The organism is Streptomyces sp. NPDC014801 (assembly GCF_043082085.1).
Taxonomy (GTDB): domain Bacteria; phylum Actinomycetota; class Actinomycetes; order Streptomycetales; family Streptomycetaceae; genus Streptomyces.
On record NZ_JBIBXG010000019.1, the window covers coordinates 1 to 19,424 of the forward strand.

General features: G+C 74.8%; 19 protein-coding genes. 13 read left to right on the forward strand and 6 right to left on the reverse strand.

Going from position 1 to position 19,424, the window contains the following annotated elements; translation table 11 throughout:
• Positions 1 to 107: 107 nt before the first annotated feature.
• From hypF to hypE, 9 genes are all read left to right on the forward strand, one after another.
• Positions 108 to 2,468, forward strand: a complete 2,361-nt coding sequence (hypF, locus tag ACF1AL_RS36095) for a carbamoyltransferase HypF (protein WP_391777696.1) — start codon at positions 108 to 110, stop codon at positions 2,466 to 2,468.
• A 6-nt stretch (positions 2,469 to 2,474) separates the two neighbouring features.
• Positions 2,475 to 2,816: a HypC/HybG/HupF family hydrogenase formation chaperone gene (locus ACF1AL_RS36100; RefSeq protein ID WP_391777695.1), complete on the forward strand. Its 342-nt coding sequence runs from the start codon at positions 2,475 to 2,477 to the stop codon at positions 2,814 to 2,816.
• 43 nt (positions 2,817 to 2,859) lie between these two features.
• Positions 2,860 to 4,053, forward strand: coding sequence for a 4Fe-4S dicluster domain-containing protein (locus ACF1AL_RS36105; RefSeq protein WP_391777694.1), 1,194 nt, complete (start codon positions 2,860 to 2,862; stop codon positions 4,051 to 4,053).
• The gene (locus ACF1AL_RS36110) at positions 4,050 to 4,856 is read left to right on the forward strand and encodes an FAD/NAD(P)-binding protein (RefSeq protein WP_391777693.1); all 807 of its coding nucleotides are present in this window, start codon (positions 4,050 to 4,052) and stop codon (positions 4,854 to 4,856) included. Before ACF1AL_RS36105 ends, ACF1AL_RS36110 begins: the two co-directional genes overlap by 4 nt.
• 188 nt (positions 4,857 to 5,044) lie before the next feature.
• Positions 5,045 to 5,779 (forward strand): oxidoreductase, encoded by a 735-nt coding sequence (locus ACF1AL_RS36115; RefSeq protein ID WP_384205205.1) that lies wholly within the window; start codon positions 5,045 to 5,047, stop codon positions 5,777 to 5,779.
• Complete coding sequence (locus ACF1AL_RS36120; RefSeq protein WP_391777692.1) at positions 5,776 to 7,125, forward strand: Ni/Fe hydrogenase subunit alpha; 1,350 nt, start codon at positions 5,776 to 5,778, stop codon at positions 7,123 to 7,125. The genes ACF1AL_RS36115 and ACF1AL_RS36120 overlap by 4 nt, the downstream gene beginning before the upstream one ends.
• Positions 7,118 to 7,738: a CBS domain-containing protein gene (locus ACF1AL_RS36125; protein WP_366837412.1), complete on the forward strand. Its 621-nt coding sequence runs from the start codon at positions 7,118 to 7,120 to the stop codon at positions 7,736 to 7,738. The genes ACF1AL_RS36120 and ACF1AL_RS36125 overlap by 8 nt, the downstream gene beginning before the upstream one ends.
• On the forward strand, positions 7,735 to 8,868 hold the full coding sequence (gene hypD, locus ACF1AL_RS36130; protein WP_391777691.1) for a hydrogenase formation protein HypD: 1,134 nt from the start codon (positions 7,735 to 7,737) through the stop codon (positions 8,866 to 8,868). The genes ACF1AL_RS36125 and hypD overlap by 4 nt, the downstream gene beginning before the upstream one ends.
• Positions 8,865 to 9,899, forward strand: coding sequence for a hydrogenase expression/formation protein HypE (hypE, locus tag ACF1AL_RS36135; RefSeq protein ID WP_391777690.1), 1,035 nt, complete (start codon positions 8,865 to 8,867; stop codon positions 9,897 to 9,899). Before hypD ends, hypE begins: the two co-directional genes overlap by 4 nt.
• 301 nt (positions 9,900 to 10,200) lie before the next feature.
• Here the strand turns inward: hypE and ACF1AL_RS36140 are convergent, their stop codons facing one another.
• From ACF1AL_RS36140 to ACF1AL_RS36150, 3 genes are read right to left on the reverse strand one after another with little or no spacing between them, the layout of a single operon-like run.
• Positions 10,201 to 10,713 carry a flavodoxin domain-containing protein gene (locus ACF1AL_RS36140; protein WP_391658394.1) on the reverse strand — a complete coding sequence of 171 codons (513 nt, stop codon included), beginning with the start codon at positions 10,711 to 10,713 and terminating at the stop codon, positions 10,201 to 10,203.
• 25 nt (positions 10,714 to 10,738) lie between these two features.
• A complete protein-coding gene (locus tag ACF1AL_RS36145; protein WP_391698589.1) occupies positions 10,739 to 11,608 on the reverse strand; it encodes a universal stress protein in 870 nt (289 codons plus the stop codon).
• A 42-nt stretch (positions 11,609 to 11,650) separates the two neighbouring features.
• Positions 11,651 to 12,556, reverse strand: a complete 906-nt coding sequence (locus ACF1AL_RS36150) for a universal stress protein (RefSeq protein WP_366837407.1) — start codon at positions 12,554 to 12,556, stop codon at positions 11,651 to 11,653.
• Between the two features lie 284 nt (positions 12,557 to 12,840).
• On the opposite strand from ACF1AL_RS36150, the gene ACF1AL_RS36155 reads away from it, so the two are divergent.
• The 4 genes from ACF1AL_RS36155 (at position 12,841) to ACF1AL_RS36170 (ending at position 15,375) form a co-directional block, all read left to right on the forward strand.
• Entirely contained in the window at positions 12,841 to 13,305 is a 465-nt protein-coding gene (locus ACF1AL_RS36155; protein WP_366837406.1) for a cyclic nucleotide-binding domain-containing protein, read from the forward strand.
• A gap of 44 nt (positions 13,306 to 13,349) precedes the next feature.
• Positions 13,350 to 14,009 (forward strand): CBS domain-containing protein, encoded by a 660-nt coding sequence (locus tag ACF1AL_RS36160; protein ID WP_366837510.1) that lies wholly within the window; start codon positions 13,350 to 13,352, stop codon positions 14,007 to 14,009.
• A 108-nt stretch (positions 14,010 to 14,117) separates the two neighbouring features.
• Positions 14,118 to 14,819: a response regulator gene (locus tag ACF1AL_RS36165; protein WP_391777689.1), complete on the forward strand. Its 702-nt coding sequence runs from the start codon at positions 14,118 to 14,120 to the stop codon at positions 14,817 to 14,819.
• 16 nt (positions 14,820 to 14,835) lie between these two features.
• Positions 14,836 to 15,375 carry a flavodoxin domain-containing protein gene (locus ACF1AL_RS36170; RefSeq protein ID WP_391777688.1) on the forward strand — a complete coding sequence of 180 codons (540 nt, stop codon included), beginning with the start codon at positions 14,836 to 14,838 and terminating at the stop codon, positions 15,373 to 15,375.
• Between the two features lie 406 nt (positions 15,376 to 15,781).
• Here the strand turns inward: ACF1AL_RS36170 and ACF1AL_RS36175 are convergent, their stop codons facing one another.
• From ACF1AL_RS36175 to ACF1AL_RS36185, 3 genes are all read right to left on the reverse strand, one after another.
• Positions 15,782 to 17,470, reverse strand: a complete 1,689-nt coding sequence (locus ACF1AL_RS36175) for a GAF domain-containing protein (RefSeq protein WP_391699093.1) — start codon at positions 17,468 to 17,470, stop codon at positions 15,782 to 15,784.
• A 182-nt stretch (positions 17,471 to 17,652) separates the two neighbouring features.
• Complete coding sequence (locus tag ACF1AL_RS36180; protein ID WP_391777687.1) at positions 17,653 to 18,330, reverse strand: helix-turn-helix domain-containing protein; 678 nt, start codon at positions 18,328 to 18,330, stop codon at positions 17,653 to 17,655.
• Positions 18,331 to 18,349: 19 nt separating this feature from the next.
• Positions 18,350 to 19,420 (reverse strand): zinc-dependent alcohol dehydrogenase family protein, encoded by a 1,071-nt coding sequence (locus ACF1AL_RS36185; RefSeq protein ID WP_391777686.1) that lies wholly within the window; start codon positions 19,418 to 19,420, stop codon positions 18,350 to 18,352.
• Between the last annotated feature and the right edge of the window lie 4 nt (positions 19,421 to 19,424).

The following is a 19,424-nucleotide window of genomic DNA, read 5'->3' on the forward strand; positions in this document are numbered from 1 at the left end:
CAACAACGGCTCGATCACCGACCAGGCGGCGTCAGTTATCTCCCCATCCCTCACGACCAGCCCAACGATCGGATGATCGGAAAGACACTGCCTAGGGGGAGGCCGGCATGACCGCGCGGCACTTCCGGGTCGAGGGCATCGTCCAGGGCGTCGGCTTCCGGCCGTTCGTGTACCGGACGGCGTCCGGGCTGGGTCTGAGCGGATGGGTGGCCAACGTCGGCGGCCGGGTGGAGGGCGAGGTCCGCGGACCGGGCCCGGCGATCGAGGAGTTCGCGGTCCGGCTGCGCGCCGACGCCCCCGCGCTCGCCCGTGTCCGGCGCGTGTCGCTGACCCCGGGCGAGCGGCGCCCCGCCGGCGGTGACGGGTTCGAGGTGCGCCGGAGCGCCCGGCCCGCGGCCCGGGCGACGGCCCGTGAGGTGCCGCCGGACGCGGCGATCTGCGACGCCTGCCTGAGCGAACTGCGCGACCCCGCCGACCGGCGCCACCGTTACCCGTTCATCAACTGCACGGACTGCGGGCCGCGCGCCACGATCATCGAGGACCTGCCCTACGACCGGGTCCGCACCACCATGCGCCGGTTCCCGCTGTGCACCGACTGCGCGGCCGAGTACGCCGATCCCGCCGACCGGCGCTTCCACGCCGAGCCCGTCGCCTGCCCGGTGTGCGGCCCGCGGCTCGCCTGGGACGGTCCGCACGGCGGGAACGCGCCGCGCGCCGAGGACGGCCCGCACGCGGAGGACGGCCAGGGCGGCGAGGACGGCCTGTACGGCGAGGACGCCCTGCGGGCTGCCGAGCGAGTGATCGCGGCGGGCGGGATCGTCGCGCTGAAGGGGCTCGGCGGCTACCAGCTGGTCTGCGACGCGACCGACCCCCGGGCGGTGGCCGAGGTGCGGCGGCGCAAACGCCGTCCGGCCAAGCCGCTCGCCGTGATGGTCGCCGACGTCGCGGCCGCTGCCCGGCTGGCGCGCGTCGGCACCGCGGAGCTGCGTGCCCTCACCGCGCCGGAGCGTCCCGTGGTGCTGCTCGCCCGGCGCCCCGGGCGAGGCACACCGGTTCTCGCCCCCGAGGTGCATCCCGGGCTGCCGCGCGCCGGCCTGTTCCTGCCCACCACGGGAACGCACCAGTTGCTGCTCGACGACCTCGCCCTCCCTCTGGTCGTGACGAGCGGCAACCGGAGCGGGGAGCCCATCGCCGTCGACGACGCCGACGCACGGCGCGCCCTGGCCGGCATCGCGGACGGCTTCCTCAGCCACGACCGGCCGATCCGCTCCCGCTACGACGACTCGGTGGTGGTCTTCGCCGGGCGTACCCGTGTCACCGTCCGGCGGGCCCGCGGCCTGGCTCCGGCTCCCCTGCCGTCCGCGGCGCGGCAGCCGGTCGCCGGGCTCGGTGCGCACCTCAAGCACACCGTCACGCTGGCCGCCGACGGCCGCGCCCACCTCGGGCCGCACACCGGCGACCTGGCCGACCTGCCGACGCACGCGGCGTTCCTGGCGGCCTACGCACACCTCAGGCGCCTGACCGGTATCGAGCCGCGGGTCCTCGCGCACGATCTGCACCCCGGTTACCTGTCCACGCAGTGGGCGAGGGAGCAGCCGCTGCCGTGTGTCGCGGTGCAGCACCACCACGCGCACGTGGCCGCGTGCGCCGCCGAGCACCGGGTGCGCGGGCCGTTCGTCGGGGTGGCCTACGACGGGCTGGGGCTCGGGGACGACGGCACCCTGTGGGGCGGTGAGGTGCTCCTCGCCGACCTGGCGGGCTACCGCCGTCTGGGCCGGTTCGCCACTGCGCCGCTGCCCGGCGGGGAGGCCGCCGTACGGCACCCGTGCCGCACGGCCCTCGGTCATCTGCTCGGCGCCGAGCCGCTGGGCGCACCGCCCCCGGACCCCCGGCTCGTGCGGTCCTTCACCGGCCGTCTGGATCCCACGGAAGTCGCGGCGCTGAGCGCGATGATCGCCCGCGATGTCCGCTGCCCGCGCGCCTCCAGCGCCGGCCGCCTCTTCGACGCGGCCGCCTCCCTGCTGGGGCTCACGGACCGGGTGACCTACGAGGGCGAGGCCGCCGTCCTGCTGGAGGCGGCGGCCGGTGCGGAGCGCGCCGCCCCGCTCGCCTGGCGCGTGGTGCGGGCCGGCGGGCTGTGGGTCTACGACTCGACGCCGACCCTGAGCGATCTGCTGCGGCGCCGTCTGGACGGTGAGCCCGTCGCCGCGGCGGCCGCCGCCTTCCACCGCACGCTGGCGGTCGTCACCGCCGAGATCGTCGCGCGCGCCGTGGCCGACGGTGCTCCGCGCACCGTGTGCCTGGGCGGCGGCTGCTTCGTCAACCGGCGTCTGCTGACCGAGGTCGGGCGGCTCCTGCGCGCCCAGGGGCTCACGGTGTTCGCGGGCGGCCAGGTGCCGGTCGGTGACGGCGGGATCAGCTACGGCCAGGCGGCGGTCGCCGCCGCCCGGACGGCCGGAAAGGGGTGAGCGGCCATGTGCCTGGGCATTCCCGGACGGATCCTGGAGATCCACGACGACGCGGGGCTGCGGATGGGAACCGCCGACTTCGGCGGCGTACGCCGGGAGGTGTGCCTGAGCTGCACGCCCGAGGCGGACGTCGGCGCGTACGTCATCGTGCACGTCGGGTTCGCCATCACGCTGGTCGACGAGGCGGAGGCGCACCGCACGCTGGCCGTGCTGCGGGCCATGGCGGGCGCCGTCGAGGCGGAACTCGGCGAGCCCCTGCCCCCGCCGGGGACGGCGGGGGAACCGGTCGGCCCGGCGGACAGGGCCGGTCGACCCCTGCCGCAGCGGACGTCCCGGGGACCAGTCTGACGGTGGAGGGCACCACAGCCGCCGTGCACGAGGAGGGCCCGCCATGACCGTCGCCACCGCGCCCGCCGTCCGGGACGCAAACCTCGCGGTCCTGGACCGGGAAGGGCTGGACGCCCTGGTCGCCGCCCTCGTGGCCGAGGGCAGGACCGTCGTCGGGCCGACCGTGCGGGACGGGGCGGTGGTCCTCGCGGAGCTGTCCTCCGCGCAGGAGCTGCCCTACGGCTGGGGCGTCGAACTCGACGCCGGCCGCTACCGGCTGGTGCCCCGCGAGGACGGTGCGGCCTTCGCGCACAGCGCCGGCCCGCAGTCCTGGAAGAACTGGCTGCACCCGGCCCACGAACGGCTGTGGAGCGCCGACCGGAGGCCGGACGGCACGGTGGACTACACCGCGGAGGCGGAGGAGCCGCCCGCGTACGCCTTCCTCGGCGTGCGCCCCTGCGACCTGCGCGCCATCGCCGTCCAGGACCGGGTCCTGACCGGCGGCCTGCACGAGGACTCCCGCTACGGGGCCCGGCGCCGCCGCGCGCTGCTGATCGCCGTCGAGTGCACCGAGCCGGGTGCCACCTGCTTCTGCGTGTCGGCCGGCGGCGGACCGCAGGCCGGGCCGGGATACGACCTGGCGCTGACCGAGGTGGTGGACGACGCAGGTCACCGCTTCCTCGTACGCGTCGGCAGCGAGGAGGGCGCGCGGCTGCTGGAGCGGATCCCGCACCGGGCCGCCGACCCGGTCACCGAGGACACCGCGCGGGAGTCCGTCGAGGCCGCCCGGGACCGCATGGGCCGCGCCCTGCCGACGGGCGACCTTCGCGAACTGCTCGCCGCGAGCTCGGACGCCGACCGCTGGAACGACGTCGCCGCGCGCTGCCTGACCTGCGGCAACTGCACGATGGTGTGCCCCACCTGCTTCTGCACGACCACGGAGGAGGTCACCGACCTCACCGGGGACCACACCGAGCGGTGGCAGCGCTGGGACTCCTGCTTCGACCTGGACTTCTCCCTGCTGCACGGCGGTCCGGTGCGGGCCTCGGCCCCCAGCCGCTACCGGCAGTGGCTCACCCACAAACTCTCCACCTGGTACGACCAGTTCGGCTCCTCCGGGTGTGTCGGCTGCGGGCGCTGCATCGTCTGGTGCCCGGTCGGCATCGACCTCACCGAGGAGGTCGCCGCGCTGGACGCGGAACACCGGGCACGCGAGAAGGCGCAACACCGGGCGCGCGAGGAGGCGGACCGGCCGTGACCGCCGTGCCGGTCCCCCATCGCGTGGTCTCCCGACGGCGGGAGACCGCCGACACGGTCACGCTGCGGCTCGCGCCGGTCGGGGCGGCCCTGGACGCCTTCGCCCCCGGGCAGTTCGCCATGGTGCACTGCTTCGGGCGCGGCGAGATCCCGCTCTCGGTCAGCTCCGTCCAGGCCACCGGGGGCATCGCCCACACGATCCGGGCGGTGGGCGCCGTGTCGGCCGGGCTGTGCGCGGCCCGCGCCGGGGACGTCGTCGGGCTGCGCGGACCGTACGGCACCGGCTGGGACCTGGAACGCGCGCGCCGCGCCGACGTGGTGGTGGTCGCGGGCGGCATCGGACTCGCGCCGCTGCGGCCGCTGATCCTGCGGGCGCTCGCCGAGCCGGAAGCCTACGGGCGGGTGAGCGTGCTGGTCGGCGCGCGTACGCCGCACGACCTGATCGGCCGCGCGGAGATCGACCGCCTGCCCTCCGCGTACACCGGTGTCAGCGTCGACCGGCCCGCCCCCGGCTGGCGCGGCGACGTCGGGCTGGTCACGCAGTTGCTGGAACGGGCCCCGTTCGACCCGGCGCGCACCTGGGCCTTCGTGTGCGGCCCCGAACCGATGATCCGGGCCACCGCCCGCGACCTCGCCGGCCGGGGGGTGCGCCGGGAACGGATCCGGGTCTCGCTGGAGCGCAACATGCGGTGCGCGACGGGTATGTGCGGGCACTGCCAGCTCGGTCCGCTGCTGCTGTGCCGGGACGGCCCCGTGGTGGGCTGGGACCGGGCCGAGAACCTGCTGTACGTCCGGGAGTTGTGATGGCCCCAGAACCCGCCGTCCGTCCGGAAGCCGCGAGGACCCGAGAGCCTGCTACCCGTCCGGAAGCCGTGAGGACCGGAGCACCCGCCGACCGCCCGGGAGCCGCCGGGGCCTCTGCCCGTCCGGAAGCCGTCGGAACCGGAGCACCCGCCGACCGCCCGGAAGCCGCGAGGGTCCCGAAGCTCGCCGTGTTCAAGCTGGCCTCCTGCGACGGCTGCCAGCTCACCCTGCTGGACTGCGAGGACGAACTGCTCGCCCTGGCGGGCCGGGTGGAGATCGCCCACTTCCTGGAGGCGTCCAGCGCCGTCCGGCCGGGCCCCTACGACCTCGCCCTGGTCGAGGGTTCGGTCACCACCGCCGAGGACGCCGAGCGGGTCCGCGCGATCCGTGCCGCGTCCCGTCACCTGGTGACGATCGGCGCCTGCGCCACCGCGGGCGGCATCCAGGCCCTGCGCAACTTCGCCGATGTCGAGGCCTACCGCCGCACGGTCTACGCCCGCCCCGAGTACGTCGCCACCCTCGCCACGTCCACGCCGGTCTCCGCGCACGTGGACGTCGACTTCGAGCTGCGCGGCTGCCCCGTGGACAAACGGCAGCTGATCGAGGTGATCACCGCGTTCCTCGCCGGGCGCGCCCCCGACGTGCCGAACCACAGCGTGTGCTTCGACTGCAAACGGCGCGGCACGGTGTGCGTCACCGTCGCCCACGGCACCCCGTGCCTCGGCCCCGTCACGCAGGCCGGCTGCGGGGCGCTGTGCCCGGCCTACGGGCGCGGCTGCTTCGGCTGCTTCGGGCCGTCCGCGTCGGCCAACCTGCCCGCGCTGATCCCGCTGCTGCGCCGCGACGGGCTCGACGAGGACGACGTGGACCGCTTCCTGCACACCTTCAACGCCACCGCCTTCGAGGAGGAGGTGGACCCGTGACGCACCGCGGCTCCCGGGTCCTGCACGTCGGCTCGCTCACCCGGGTCGAGGGCGAGGGCGCGCTGCGCCTGTACGTGCGCGACGGCACGGTCACCGACGCCCAGCTGGCGATCTACGAACCCCCGCGCTTCTTCGAGGCATTCCTGCGCGGCCGGGCCTGCACCGAACCGCCGGACATCACCGCCCGGGTGTGCGGGATCTGCCCCGTCGCCTACCAGATGAGCGCCTGCGCCGCGATCGAGGACGCCTGCTCGGTCACCGTCGACCCGGCGATCCGGGACCTGCGCCGGCTGCTGTACTGCGGCGAATGGATCGAGAGCCAGGCGCTGCACATCCATCTGCTGCACGCCCCGGACTTCCTCGGCGTCGCCGACGCGATCGAGCTGGCCCGCACCCATCGTGCGGAGGTGGAGCGCGGGCTGCGGCTGAAGAAGGCCGGCAACACGCTTCTGGAGGTGCTCGGCGGCCGGGCCGTGCACCCGGTCAACGTGCGGCTCGGCGGCTTCTACCGGGTCCCGGGCCGTGAGGAGCTGCGGCCGCTGCGGGAAGAGCTGAAGCGGGCCCTGGACGACGCCTGGGGCGTGGTGCGCTGGGTCGCCGGCTTCGACTTCCCCGACGCCCGCACCGACGCCGACCTGCTGGCGCTGGCCGCCCCGGACACGTACGCGATCGAATCCGGCACACCGACCGTGCTGCGCGCCGACGGCAGCGGATTCAGCTTCCCCGTCGCCGCGTTCACCGACCACGTCACCGAGACGCAGCTGCCGCACTCGACCGCACTGCACTCCCGCCTCGACGGCCGGGTGCACCTGACGGGCGCGCTCGCCCGGTTCGCGATCGGCGGTTCCCGGCTGTCCCCGGTGGCCCGGCAGGCGGCCGTCGAGGCCGGGCTCGGCGACCCCCGCCGGGGAGCGGTGTGCCGCAACCCCTACCGCTCCATCCTGGTACGGGCCGTGGAGACGCTGTACGCGGTGGAGGAGGCGTCGCGGATCATCGACGGCTACACCCCGCCGCGGCGCCCGTACACCGACGTGCCCCCGGTCGCCGGCACCGGACACGGGGCGACCGAGGCGCCGCGCGGGCTGCTGTACCACCGCTACACCCTGGACGCCGGCGGTCTGGTCACCGACGCGGTCCTGGTGCCGCCCACGGCGCAGAACCAGGGTGCCGTCGAGGCCGACCTCAGACACCTGGCCCAGCAGGCACTCACCGCCGGCGTGCTCGACGACGGCGCGCTGACGGCCCTGTGCGAACGGGCCATTCGCAACCACGACCCGTGCATCTCCTGTTCGACCCACTTCCTCGACCTGACCGTCCTGCACACCCCCGGAGGCCGCGATGCCTGAGTCCCCTTACCGCGTCAGCGACGTCATGACGCACACCGTCGTCGCCGTGGGCAGCGAGGCGCCCTTCAAGGATGTCGTCGAACTGCTCGACCAGTGGAAGGTCAGCGCGCTGCCGGTGCTGGCCGGGGAGGGCCGGGTCGTCGGCGTGGTCTCCGAGGCGGATCTGCTGCCCAAGGAGGAGCTGCGCGACACCGACGACGGCGACCTCGCCGAGCGGGCCAAGGCGAGCGCGCTGACCGCCGGTGAGCTGATGAGCGCCCCGGCGGTCACCGTGCACGCCGACGCCACGGTCGCCGAGGCCGCCCGGATCATGGCGCGCCGGCACGTCAAGCGGCTGCCCGTGGTCGACGGCGTCGGCCTGCTGCAGGGTGTGGTCAGCCGCAGCGACCTGCTGAAGGTGTTTCTGCGCTCCGACGAGGAGATCACCGCGGAGATCCGCAGCGACGTGCTGCCGCTCCTCCCCGTCGGGGACACCCTGACCGTGTCCGTCACCGACGGCGTGGTCACCCTCTTCGGTTCCCTGCCCGAGCGCGGGCTGGTGCCCGTGATCGCGCGGGCGGTGCGGGCCGTGGAGGGCGTCGTCGACGTCGTCATCGATCTGACACACCGATGAAGTACCTCGACGAGTACCGCGATCCCGTGCTCGCCCGGCACCTGCTGGACGAGTTGCGGGCGGTGGCCACCCGGCCCTGGCGGATCATGGAGGTCTGCGGCGGGCAGACGCACACCCTGGTCCGGCAGGGGATCGACGAGTTGCTGCCGGCCGGGATGCGGATGATCCACGGCCCGGGCTGCCCGGTGTGCGTCACCCCGCTGGAGACCCTGGACCGGGCGATGGCCGTCGCCGCCCGTCCCGAGGTGATCCTGACCAGTTTCGGCGACATGCTGCGGGTGCCCGGCACGCACACCGACCTGCTGTCGCTGCGGGCGCGGGGCGCGGACGTGCGCGTGGTGTACGCGCCCATGGACGCGGTGCGGCTGGCCGCCGGGCACCCCGGCCGGCAGGTGGTGTTCCTCGCCGTCGGTTTCGAGACGACCGCTCCGGCGAACGCCATGGCCGTGCTGCACGCCGACCGGCTCGGCCTGCGGAACTTCTCGATGCTGGTCAGCCATGTTCTCGTCCCGCCCGCCATGACGGCGCTGCTGGACGACCCCGACTGCGAGGTGCAGGCGTTCCTCGCGGCGGGGCATGTGTGCGCGGTCATGGGCTGGCGCGAGTACGAGCCGATCGCCGCCCGCTATCGGGTGCCGATCGTGGTGACCGGGTTCGAGCCGCTGGACCTGCTGGAGGGCATCCTCCTGGCCGTCCGCCAGCTGGAGTCGGGCCGGCACGAGGTGGAGAACCAGTACGCCCGGGCCGTGCGCCGTGCGGGCAACACCGCGGCGCAGGACGCGGTCCGGCGTGTCTTCGAGATCACCGACCGGTCGTGGCGGGGCATCGGCCCGCTGCCCGCCAGCGGCCTCCGGCTCACCGGGCGCTATGCCCGCTTCGACGCGGCCCGCCGCTTCGACGTGGGCGGCCTGCGGCCCGCCGAGGACGCCGAGTGCATCGCGGGCGCCGTCCTCACCGGGGCGGCCCTGCCCACCGACTGTCCCGCCTACGGCACCCGGTGCACCCCCCGTCACCCGCTCGGCGCGCCCATGGTGTCGTCCGAGGGCACCTGCGCCGCCTTCCACGCGGCCGGCCGCACCGGCGTTCCGAGGAGTTCCGGGAGTTCACGGAGTTCGAGGAGTACGGCATGAGTCTGCGCTGTCCCACCCCCCTGCACGAGGACGAGGTCGTGCTGCTCGGCCACGGTGCCGGCGGACGCCTCACCGCCGAACTGCTCGACCGGGTGGTCCTGCCCGCCCTCGACGGCGCCCACGGCCCGCTGGAGGACGCCGCGCTGCTGCCGGGCTACCGCGAACTGGTCGTGAGCACCGACAGTTTCGTGGTCAGCCCGCTGTTCTTCCCGGGCGGCGACATCGGCTCCCTCGCGGTGCACGGAACCGTCAACGACCTCGCCATGCGCGGGGCGTGGCCGCTGGCCCTGTCGGTCTCCCTGATCGTCGAGGAGGGGCTGCCGCTCGCCGAACTGCGCGCGGTGGTCACCTCGCTGGGCAAGGCCGCTCAGGACGTGGGGGTGCCCGTGGTCACCGGGGACACCAAGGTCGTGCAGCGCGGCGCCGCCGACCGGCTGTTCGTCAACACCACCGGTATCGGGCGGCGGCACGGCGCGCTGCATCCCTCGGCGGGCCTGGCCGGCCCCACGGACGCGGTGCTGCTGTCCGGTCCGATCGGGCTGCACGGCACGACGGTGCTCAGCACGCGTGAGGGCCTCGGGTTCGAGAGCGACCTCGTCTCCGACACCCGTCCGCTGCACCGCGCGGTGGCGGCCCTTGCGCCGCTCGGCGCGGCCGTGCACGCGCTGCGCGACCCGACGCGCGGCGGTCTGGCCGCCGCCCTCAACGAGATCGCCCGCGACTCGCGCGTCGCGGTGGAGATCGAGGAGGGCGCCGTCCCGGTGCCGGAGGCGGTCGCCTCCGCCTGCGACCTGCTGGGCCTGGATCCCCTGATCGTCGCCAACGAGGGATGCCTGGTCGCCTTCGTGGCCGCGGAGGCCGCCGAGCGAGCCCTGACGGCCCTGCGCTCCCTGGCGGAGGGGGCAGAGGCGGTGCGGATCGGCGAGGTGCTCGCGCAGGGCCCGGCGGGACGGGTGACGCAGCGGACCCTGGTGGGCGCCCACCGCATCGTAGACATGCCGCTGGGGGAGCAACTGCCGCGTATCTGCTGACCGTATGCGTGGTGGGGCCTGCGTCCGCGTTCGGGGTGGGGCCTGTCCGCGCGGCGTCGGTGGCGGGCCCTGTGTGGTGGGCCCTGTACGGAAGCCGTGACGCGCGGCGGCCGCGGGCTCCGCCGCCCGGCAAGGCCTCGGCACGGCTGGGCCGTCTCCCGGCTGGGCCGGGGCACGACGAGGTCGGCGCACAGCGCAGGGCGGTCGTCGAGGCCGGGGCACGACGCACGACGGAGGCCGGGGCACGACGACGCCGGCGGACCGCGGGCGCGGGTGCCGCCGGCCGGTCGTCGTCACCCCGTCACCGCGGGGCGCCGGCCGTTTCCTGCAGTTCCCCGGCGATCCCCGCCGCCCACTGCTCGATCCGCTCGAAGTCGCGGTAGTCGCCGCCCTTTCCGTTGCGCAGGATCATGCCGGCGATGCGTCCCTTGGCGCCCTCCCGCAGGCAGCCCCCGAAGGTGACGTGTCCGCGGGCGTCGAGCCGGTCCGCGGTCCGCCGCACCCCGGGCACGGGCGGGATGTCCCGCTCCGACGCGGACGGGTCGAGCGGGCCGCTGCTGAACAGCCACACGGGGCGCTCGGACAGGGCGCGCCGGTGGCGGCGGACGAACCGGCGGGCGTCCTTGTGCCAGCGCCCGGCGTACAGGCCGCCGCCGATCACGACGGCGTCGTACTCCGTGACGTCCCCGACGGACGCGGCCGGTGCCGCGTCGACGGTCAGGCCCTCCTTGCGCAGCACCTGGGCGACCGTCTCGGCGATCTCCGCGGTGGATCCGTTGGTCGTCCCGTAGGCGACCAGCACGTTCATGGCCATGATCTTCCGTCCTCTCGTGCCCGCGTCACCGGTGCGGTACGACCGCGACCGGGCACGCGGCGTGGTGCAGGACCGCGTGGGCGACCCGGCCGAGCTGCGGCGGGTAGTGTCCGGGCCGCCTGAGCAGGCCCACGACGAGCAGGTCGGCGTGGTGCGACGCGGCGGCCAGCACCCGGTGGGCGTGCCCCTCGGCCGTGCGCGGGTACAGGGCGAAGTCCGGCGGGACGTCCGCGAGCGCGGCCTCCAGCGCCGTGACGGCACGCTGCTCGTGGGCCCGGGCGGGTTCGCCCGCCATCAGGGGGTGGTCGACGTTCTCGTGCGCCGGGCACCGCCAGGCACGGACGGCCTCCAGCGGCACACCGCGCAAGCGGGCCTCCTCCAGGGCGAACCGTATGACGGCCGACTCCTCCCCGCCGTCGCCGACGCCGACGACGACCCGTCCGCGCACCGCGTCGGCCGCCTGGTTGTCATGGCTGCCGCGCAGCAGGATCACCGGGCAGTCGGCACGTGCGGCCACGGTCATGCTCACCGAGCCCAGCAGGGTCTCGGCGAGGCCGCTGCGGCCACGGGTGCCGACGACGACGGCCGAGGCGTTGCCGCTCTCCTCCACCAGCGCGTGCTCCGCCTCGTCGGGCGCGATGTCGGTGAACACCTTCAGATCGGGCCGGCGCCGGCGGGCACGCCGGGCGGCGCCCTCGACGATGTCCTCGGCCAGCACCTCTTCGAGGGGCTTGCCCAGGTCTTCGGCGAGTGCGGCCCCCTCGTAGCGCTCCCACAGGGAGGCGTACACGACGCGCAGCGGCAGCCCGCGCAGGGCGGCCTCGTCGGCGGCCCAGTCGGTGGCCCGCAGGCTCGGCTCGGAGCCGTCCACTCCGACGACGACGGGAAGTTCCATCGTTCTCACCTTCCGCTGTACGGAGCCCGGACAGGCCCCGGATCAGGGGTGCGCCACCACGACGACGGGGGCGGTGGCGTGGTGCAGGACCGCGTGGGTCACGGGGCCGATGTGCGGCCCGAGCGCGCCGCGGCGGATCCGGCGGCCGACCACGACGAGCGAAGAGGTGCGCGCGGCGTCGACGAGGCACTCGGCGGCGCTGCCCGAACGGGAGTGCTCGAGGACCTCGACACCGGGGTACTTCTGCCGCCACGGGCGCAGCACCTCGGCCAGTTCCCCGGCCCTCTCGCGCACGATCTCCTCGCGCAGCCCGAGGTCGACGGACAGGCCGTAGACGTAGTACGGCGGCAGGTTCCAGCCGTGCACGGCGCGCACCGCGGTGCTGCGGCGGTCGGCCTCCTCCAAGGCGAACCGGATGACGTCGTCGGCCGGGTCGGCGGTGTCCACGCCGACGGTCACGGGCCGGAAGGCGGTGGCGGTGGAGGGGATGCCGACGGGGTCGCTGAGATGCTCGTCGGCGGCCTGTTCCCCGGCCCGTACGAGCACCACCGGCATCTCGGTGCGCGCGATGACCGCCTGTCCGACGGAGCCGACCAGGAATCCGCCGACCCCGCTCATGCCGCGGGAGCCGAGGACGAGCAGTTCGGCGTCCGACGCCGCGTCCGGCAGCAGTTCGGCCGGCCGGCCGGACAGCCGTACGAGGCTGACGGCGACGCCGGGGTGGCGCAATTGGAGTCCTTCGATCGTCTCGCGCGGGATCCGCTCGGACCAGTCCGCCTGTGTCTCGCCACCCCACAGCGGGGCCTGGTCCCACGGCCGCGGGACCGCCTCCACGACGTGCACGACGCGCAGCGGCAGACCACGCAGATGTGCCTCACGCGCCGCCCACTCGGCCGCGTCGCGGCTTTCGCGGGAACCGTCCAGTCCTACGACAACGGTGGCGACCATGGCGGGTGCCTCCTCCTCGGCCGATCTGCCTCCAGCGTCGCGGCCCACCGCCCGTCCTTCCCAGGGGCCGCAGGTCCCTGCCCGGGCCCGACCGGCCCCTGCGTGGGGCACAGCGCGCATGTCGGCTCCGGCGATCGCGCGGAACGATCAGCCGGGAGGGGGTGCCGGCGGGCCCGCTGCCACGGCCGCTCGGCCTCGGGCGAGGGCCGTGTGGCCCATGGCCGCGCCCGGAGCCCGGCGTCGACGCTGGAAGCGGCAAGGGCCGCTACCTCTGGAGGCGCGTCATGAACGCTCCCGTCACCACGAGCATGCCGCGGGCGCTGCCCGACGAACATCGGCAGCAGCTGATGGACCTCGCCCGCGAGGTGTCCTTCACGATGGGCACCCGGCTCTTCCGGGAAGGCGGCTGCGCCGACCGGTTCTGGATCATCCGCACCGGCACGGTCGAGCTGGACGTGCGGGTACCGGGCCGCCGGGCCGCCGTCATCGAGTCCCTCGGGCACAACGAACTCGTCGGCTGGTCGTGGCTCTACCCGCCGCATGTCTGGCACCTGGGAGCGGAAGCGACGACCCCGGTGCGGGCGTACGAGTTCGACGCTCGGATCGTGCGCGAACTGTGCGAGAAGGACCCCGAGTTCGGGCGGAGCATCGCGGTGTGGGTGGGCGGCGTGGTCGCCCGGCGCCTGCGCGCGTCCCGTATCCGGCTGCTGGACCTGTACGCCCCTTACGGCAGCGGAGGCCTGCTATGACGACGCCCGCGACCGGCGACGGCACGGTCACCGGGGAAGCGCCGGTGTACGGCTTCGTCCACACCGTGGGCGATGTCATGACGCGGTCGGTCGCCACCGTCGGGCTCGAGACCGCGTTCAAGGACATCGTGCGGACGCTGCAGGACCGCCGGGTGAGCGCCCTGCCCGTCGTCGACGGCTCCGGACGCGTGGTGGGCGTCGTCTCCGAGGCGGACCTGCTGCCGAAGGAGGAGTTCCGCGACGAGGACCCGGACCGGCGGACCCAGTTGCGCCGGCTGGCCGACCTGGCGAAGGCCGGCTCGGTCACCGCCGGGGAGCTGATGACGTCGCCCGCCGTCAGCACCGGCCCCGGCGCCACGCTCGCCCAGGCCGCGCGTGTCATGGCGCGCAGCCGTGTCAAGCGCCTGCCGGTGGTCGACGACGCGGGGCGTCTGCTCGGCATCGTCAGCCGGGCCGACCTGCTGAAGGTCTTCCTGCGCGACGACGAGGACATCGCGGAGCAGGTCCGGCGCGAGGTCGTCGCCTACCTGTTCCCGCGGCCGGAGTCCGCCGTACTGATCGACGTGGAGCACGGTGTGGTCCGCGTCCGCGGCCGGATCCACGACCGTTCGCTGGTGCCGGTGGCGGCGCGGCTGGTGCGGGCCGTCGAGGGCGTCGTGGACGTGCGGTTCGAGCTGGAGGCGGACGGTGCCCCGGCCGGGTGACGGGCACGAAGGGGCCGGTCGGCCCTGGCAGGTCCGTCCCGCACACGTCACCATGGCGTGCAGGGGCGGCCGAGGGTACGGCGCCCGGCACAGGAGTGAGGGTTCGAGATGAGTCAGGCACGCACCTTCACGGCGCAGGACCCCATCCGCGTCTTCCTGCTGGACGACCACGAGGTCGTACGGCGCGGCCTGACCGACCTGCTCGACGCCGAGCCCGACATCACCGTCGTCGGTGACGCGGCGAACGCCGACCACGCGCTGGCGCGGGCGCCCGCGGTCCGGCCCGACGTGGCCGTCCTCGACGTACGCCTGCCGGACGGTGACGGCATCACCGTCTGCCGTGAACTGCGCAGCCGGATGCCCGAGCTCAACGTGCTGATGCTGACCTCCTTCGACGACGAGGACGCCCTGCTGGACGCGATCATGGCCGGGGCGTCGGGTTATGTGCTGAAGCAGATCCGGGGGTCGGACCTGGTGTCGGCGGTGCGCACGGTGGCCTCCGGCGCGTCGATGCTCGACCCGGCGACCACGGCCCGGCTGATGCGCTCGCTGCGCGCCGAGCCCGCCGAGGCCGCCGACGTCCCGCCCGAGCTCGCGGGGCTGTCCCCGCGCGAGCGGGACATCCTGGCGCTGATCGGCGACGGTCTGACCAACCGGGAGATCGGCAAGCGGATGTACCTGTCCGAGAAGACCGTCAAGAACCACATCTCCCGCCTGCTCGCCAAGCTCGGCGTGCAGCGCCGCGTCCAGGCGGCGGTCCTCGCGACCCACCTGCAGCAGCCCGATCCGGCCGAGCACGACGGGCCCTGAATCTCCCGGTGCCGTCATGGACGTCCTCGTCGGATACGCCACGGCGCACGGCTCGACGCGTGAGATCGCCGAGCGGCTGGCGGCCGGGCTGCGCGGGGCGGGGCTGACCGCGCAGGCGCGAGCGGTGTCGGAGGTGGACGACGCCGGCGGCTACCGGGCCTTCGTGATCGGCAGCGCCGTGCACGGGCAGGCCTGGCTGGCGAGCGCCCGCGCCTTCCTCGCCGACAACGCCGGCCTGATCGCCGCGCGCCCGGTGTGGATCTTCAGCGTCGGCATGCCGGCGGCGCTGCGCGGCCCCTGGCGGCGCCTGGGGCCGAGAGAGGGCCCCGCGATCGTCGAGAGCCTGCCCGTGACCGTGCGCGGGCGCGAGCACCGTCTGTTCTCCGGCGTCATCGCCCCGGAGGCCCTGTCCCGGCCGGGGCGGCTGCTGTTCCGCCTGATGGGCGGGCGGTTCGGGGACCACCGGGACTGGAACGCCATCGACGCCTGGGCCGCGGACATCGCGACGGCCCTGCGGGAAGGGTTCCCGCTGCGGGCCGGCCGGCCCTCAGGGTAGGGCCGAGGGCCGGGCCGGAAGGCCGGTCGTCCCCTGCCGGTCTGCGCCCGGGTCCGCAAGGCTGTCCGGTGGAGGCGGTGCCGGGCCGGCCGGCGCCGCGGCCCCCTCCTCACCCAGGAGGCGAGGATCATGAAGCGGATTCACCTGCCCCACGGCCCCAGACCTCCGCGTCGGCCCGAACCCCTCGACCTGCGGACGCCCTCCGGGCGGCCTCTCCCGTTCTGACCCCGCCGCAGCGGAGCCCTTCGGCCCTTCCGGCCACCGGCCGTCCGTGGTGTGCTGGAGGTGACGGGAAGGACCCGGTTTCGAGACGCGGAGCAGCGGCGGCCCGCCGCGCACCGCGCAATGAGGATCCGCAAGAAGCGGATGAGTCCTTCCCGTCCCGGTCCGCCGCGCGTGGGCGCCGTCAGCCGCCCACCGGGACGCTCCACACCAGGGTGGTCCCGCCGCCCCGCGGGGTCGTCAGGTCGAGTCCGCCGCCGAGTTGTTCGGCCCGTTCGGCCATGTTCAGCAGCCCGCTGCGGCGGCCGCCGGGCCGGATGCCGACGCCGTTGTCGGTGACCGTCAGGTCCACGGTGCGGCCGTCGGTGCGCACCAGCACGTCGGCGCGGTCGGCGCGGGCGTGCCGGGCGACGTTGGTCAGCGCCTCGGACAGCACCGCGACCACCTGGTCCGCGATCTCCCGGGGCACGTCGGTGTCGACCAGCCCTTCCATGCGCACGCCCGGGGTGAAGCCCAGGACGGGTGCGGCGTCCCCGGCTACGCGCACCACGCGCGCCCGCAGGCCGGAGCCGGACGCCCCGCTGCGGGAGCGCAGGCCGAAGATCGTGGAGCGGATGATCTTGATGGTCTCGTCCAGGTCGTCCACGGCCCGTGCCACGCGCTCGCCGGCTTCCGGGTGGTCGATGAAACGGCCCGCGCTCTGCAGGGTCATGCCGGTCGCGAACAGTCGCTGGATGGCGAGGTCGTGGAGGTCGCGGGCGATGCGGTCGCGGTCCTTCAGCACCGCGATCTCCTCCGCGTCGCGGCGGTGCTCGGCCAGCTCCATGGCCACCGCGGCCTGGGCGGCGAACCCCTGGAGCGGTTCGATCTCCTTCGTGGTGAACAGCGTGTCCCCGGCCCTGCGCACCAGCAGCACCACGCCGCGGACCACCTCGCCGGTCCCGATGGGGACGGCCACGGCCGGGCCGAGGCCCGTGAACCGCTCGGGCTCGACGGAGATCCGCGCGTCCGCGGTGGTGTCGACGCTGGTGGCGGGGGCGGCGCCGGCGAACGCCTCGCCGATCAGCGTGCCGTCGACGGGCAGGACCAGCCCCTGGTGCCGGTCGGCCTCCGCTCCGATGGCCAGCTGGACGTGCAGCGTGTCGGTGCCCTCCATGGGTATCGCGACCATCGTCAGCGCGGCACCGGTGATCTCCCGGGCGCGCTCGGCGATCAGGTCGAGCACGTCGGACTCGCCGGCGCCGGACATGAGGCTGTGCGTGATCTCGGCGTTGGCCCGCAGCCAGCGCTCCCGCAGCCGGGACTCCTCGTACAGGCGGGCGTTGTCGATGGCGACGCCGGCCGCCACGGCCAGCGTCGACAGGACGGCCTCGTCCTCCTCGTCGAACTCCACCCCGCCGCGTTTCTCGGTCAGGTAGAGGTTGCCGAAGATCTGGTCGCGCACCCGGATCGGCACCCCGAGGAAGGAGTTCATCGGCGGGTGGTGGGCGGGGAAGCCGTAGGAGGCGGGGTGCTGGGAGAGCTTCGCCAGGCGCAGCGGCTCGGGGTGGCGGATCAGTTCGCCGAGGATGCCGTGCCCCTCCGGGAACGGGCCGATCCGCGCGATCTGCTCGTCGCTGACCCCGATCGTGTGAAAGGCCGACAACCGCTTGCCATCGGGGCCGATCACACCGAGCGCGGCGTACTCGGCGTCGACCAGGACGGCCGCGGCCTCGACGATGCTGTACAGGGCCTGCTCCAGCTCCAGCTCCCGCCCGACGGACAGCACCGCCTCCAGCAGGCTGTGCACCCGGTCCCGGGTGCCGCGGGCAGCGTCCAGCCGCGCCTGCAGTTCGGCGAGCAGCTCGTCCAAACGCAGCTGCGGCAACCGCAGACGAGCCCCTTCGGTTCCCGCCCCACCGGAGCCTGCCACCCGTGGTCCTCCCGGCTCGCCGTCGCGCCCCTAGCGGCCCGGCGTGTCACTTGCCACGGTAGTCGCCGTGGGGCGCGGGCGACACCCGGCCCGAGGTCGTCGGGCCCCGCGGGCGCGGTCCTCGGACCGGCCGGCCGCACCGTTCAGGCCACCGTGATCCTGCGGCCGCTGACGGCGACGGGGTCGATCCGCATCCACAGCGTGCGCTCGCCGCCGGCCCAGGGCGTGCTGTACGCCCGCTCGGTCAGCCGGCGCACCTCCTCGGGATCCGTCACGGTGCGCGCCCGGCCCTGCACCAGCACACTCCAGCCGGCGCTGAACGCCTCGTCGATGCGGTCCACCTCGAAGGCGACCCGCCGCCCCGCCGCCCGGCCGGGCGTGGCGCGGGGATCGGTCCGGAAGACGACGGCACCGTCGACGACGCTGTAGTTGACCGGGACGACGACGAGCCCGTCGGCGGTGAGGACGGCGAGCCGCCCCACCCCGTGGTCGTCGAGCAGCCTGCGGCACTCCTCGGCTCCCAGCTCGGTGAACCGGGCCGCGCGCGACGCCTGTCCGAGGCCGGCCGGCAGGTCGGTGGTCCCTCCGGAGAGTTCGGCGACCGTGGTCTCCAGCGCGCCCGCCAGCCTGAGCAGGGTGCCGGCTCCGGGACCGGCGTCCGGGTGCTCCTCCAGATGCCGCAGGTAGCTGACGGCCATGCCCGCGCGGGCGGCTGCCTCCTCCCGCGTCAGCCCGAGGTCTGTGCGCCGCTGAGCGATACGGCGTCCGAGGTCGCCTGCCGGGCTCTCGGCCGCCGCAGCCGGTGTGATCTGCTCGGTCATGACGGTCGCCTCCTTCGTGTCAGGCCGCCGTGGCGGCCACCTCGTCGTGCCGCTGTCCGCCGAGGACGACCTTGAGCGCGCCGGTCTCGGCGGGCCGCCCGAAGATGTCGTAGGCCTGCTCCATGTGCTCCAGGGGGAAGGTGTGGGTGACCAGGGCGGAGGTGGGCAGCCGGCCGGCCGCCGCCATCCGCAGCAGGGCGGGCGTCGAGTGGGTGTCGACCAGCCCGGTGGTCAGGGTCACGTTCTTGATCCACAGGTCTTCCAGGTGCAGGGTCGCCGGCTTGCCGTGCACGCCCACGTTGGCGACGTGGCCGCCGGGGCGGACCATGCGGGTGCACAGTTCGAAGGTCTCCGGCAGGCCGACGGCCTCGACGACCACGTCGGCCCCCAGCCCGTCGGTCAGGTCGGCGATCAGCTGCTCGGGGGCCTCGGCCGGGTCCGCGACGGCGTCGGCGCCCAGGCGGCGTGCCGCCTCGCAGCGGGCCCGGGCCGGGTCGACGGCGAGGATGCGTTCCGGGCTGAACAACCGCGCCGTGGCGATGGCGGCGAGGCCGACGGGGCCCGCGCCGACGACGGCGACCGTGTCGCCGGGCCGCACCCGCCCGTTGAGGACACCGACCTCGTAGGCCGTCGGGAAGATGTCCGCGAGCAGCACGGCGTCGCGGTCCTCCAGCGTGGCGGGCAGCGCGTGCACCGACAGATCGGCGTAGGGCACGCGGACGTACTCGGCCTGGGTGCCGTCGATGAGGTGGCCGAGGATCCAGCCCCCGCCGCCGCGGCACTGCCCGTACATGGCCCGGCGGCAGTAGGCGCAGCGGCCGCACGCGGTGATGCAGGAGATCAGGACCCGGTCGCCGGGGCGGACCGTGCGCACGTCGGCGCCCACGTCGACGATCTCGCCCACCGCCTCGTGGCCGAGCACCGTCCCGGGACGCACCTCGGGCACGTCGCCCTTGAGGATGTGCAGGTCGGTGCCGCAGATGGTGACGGCGTCCACGCGGACGATCGCGTCGGTCGGCTCCTTCACCGCGGGGTCCGGCACGTCCTCCCAGGAGGACTGCCCGGGACCGTGGAAGACGTAACCCTTCATGATC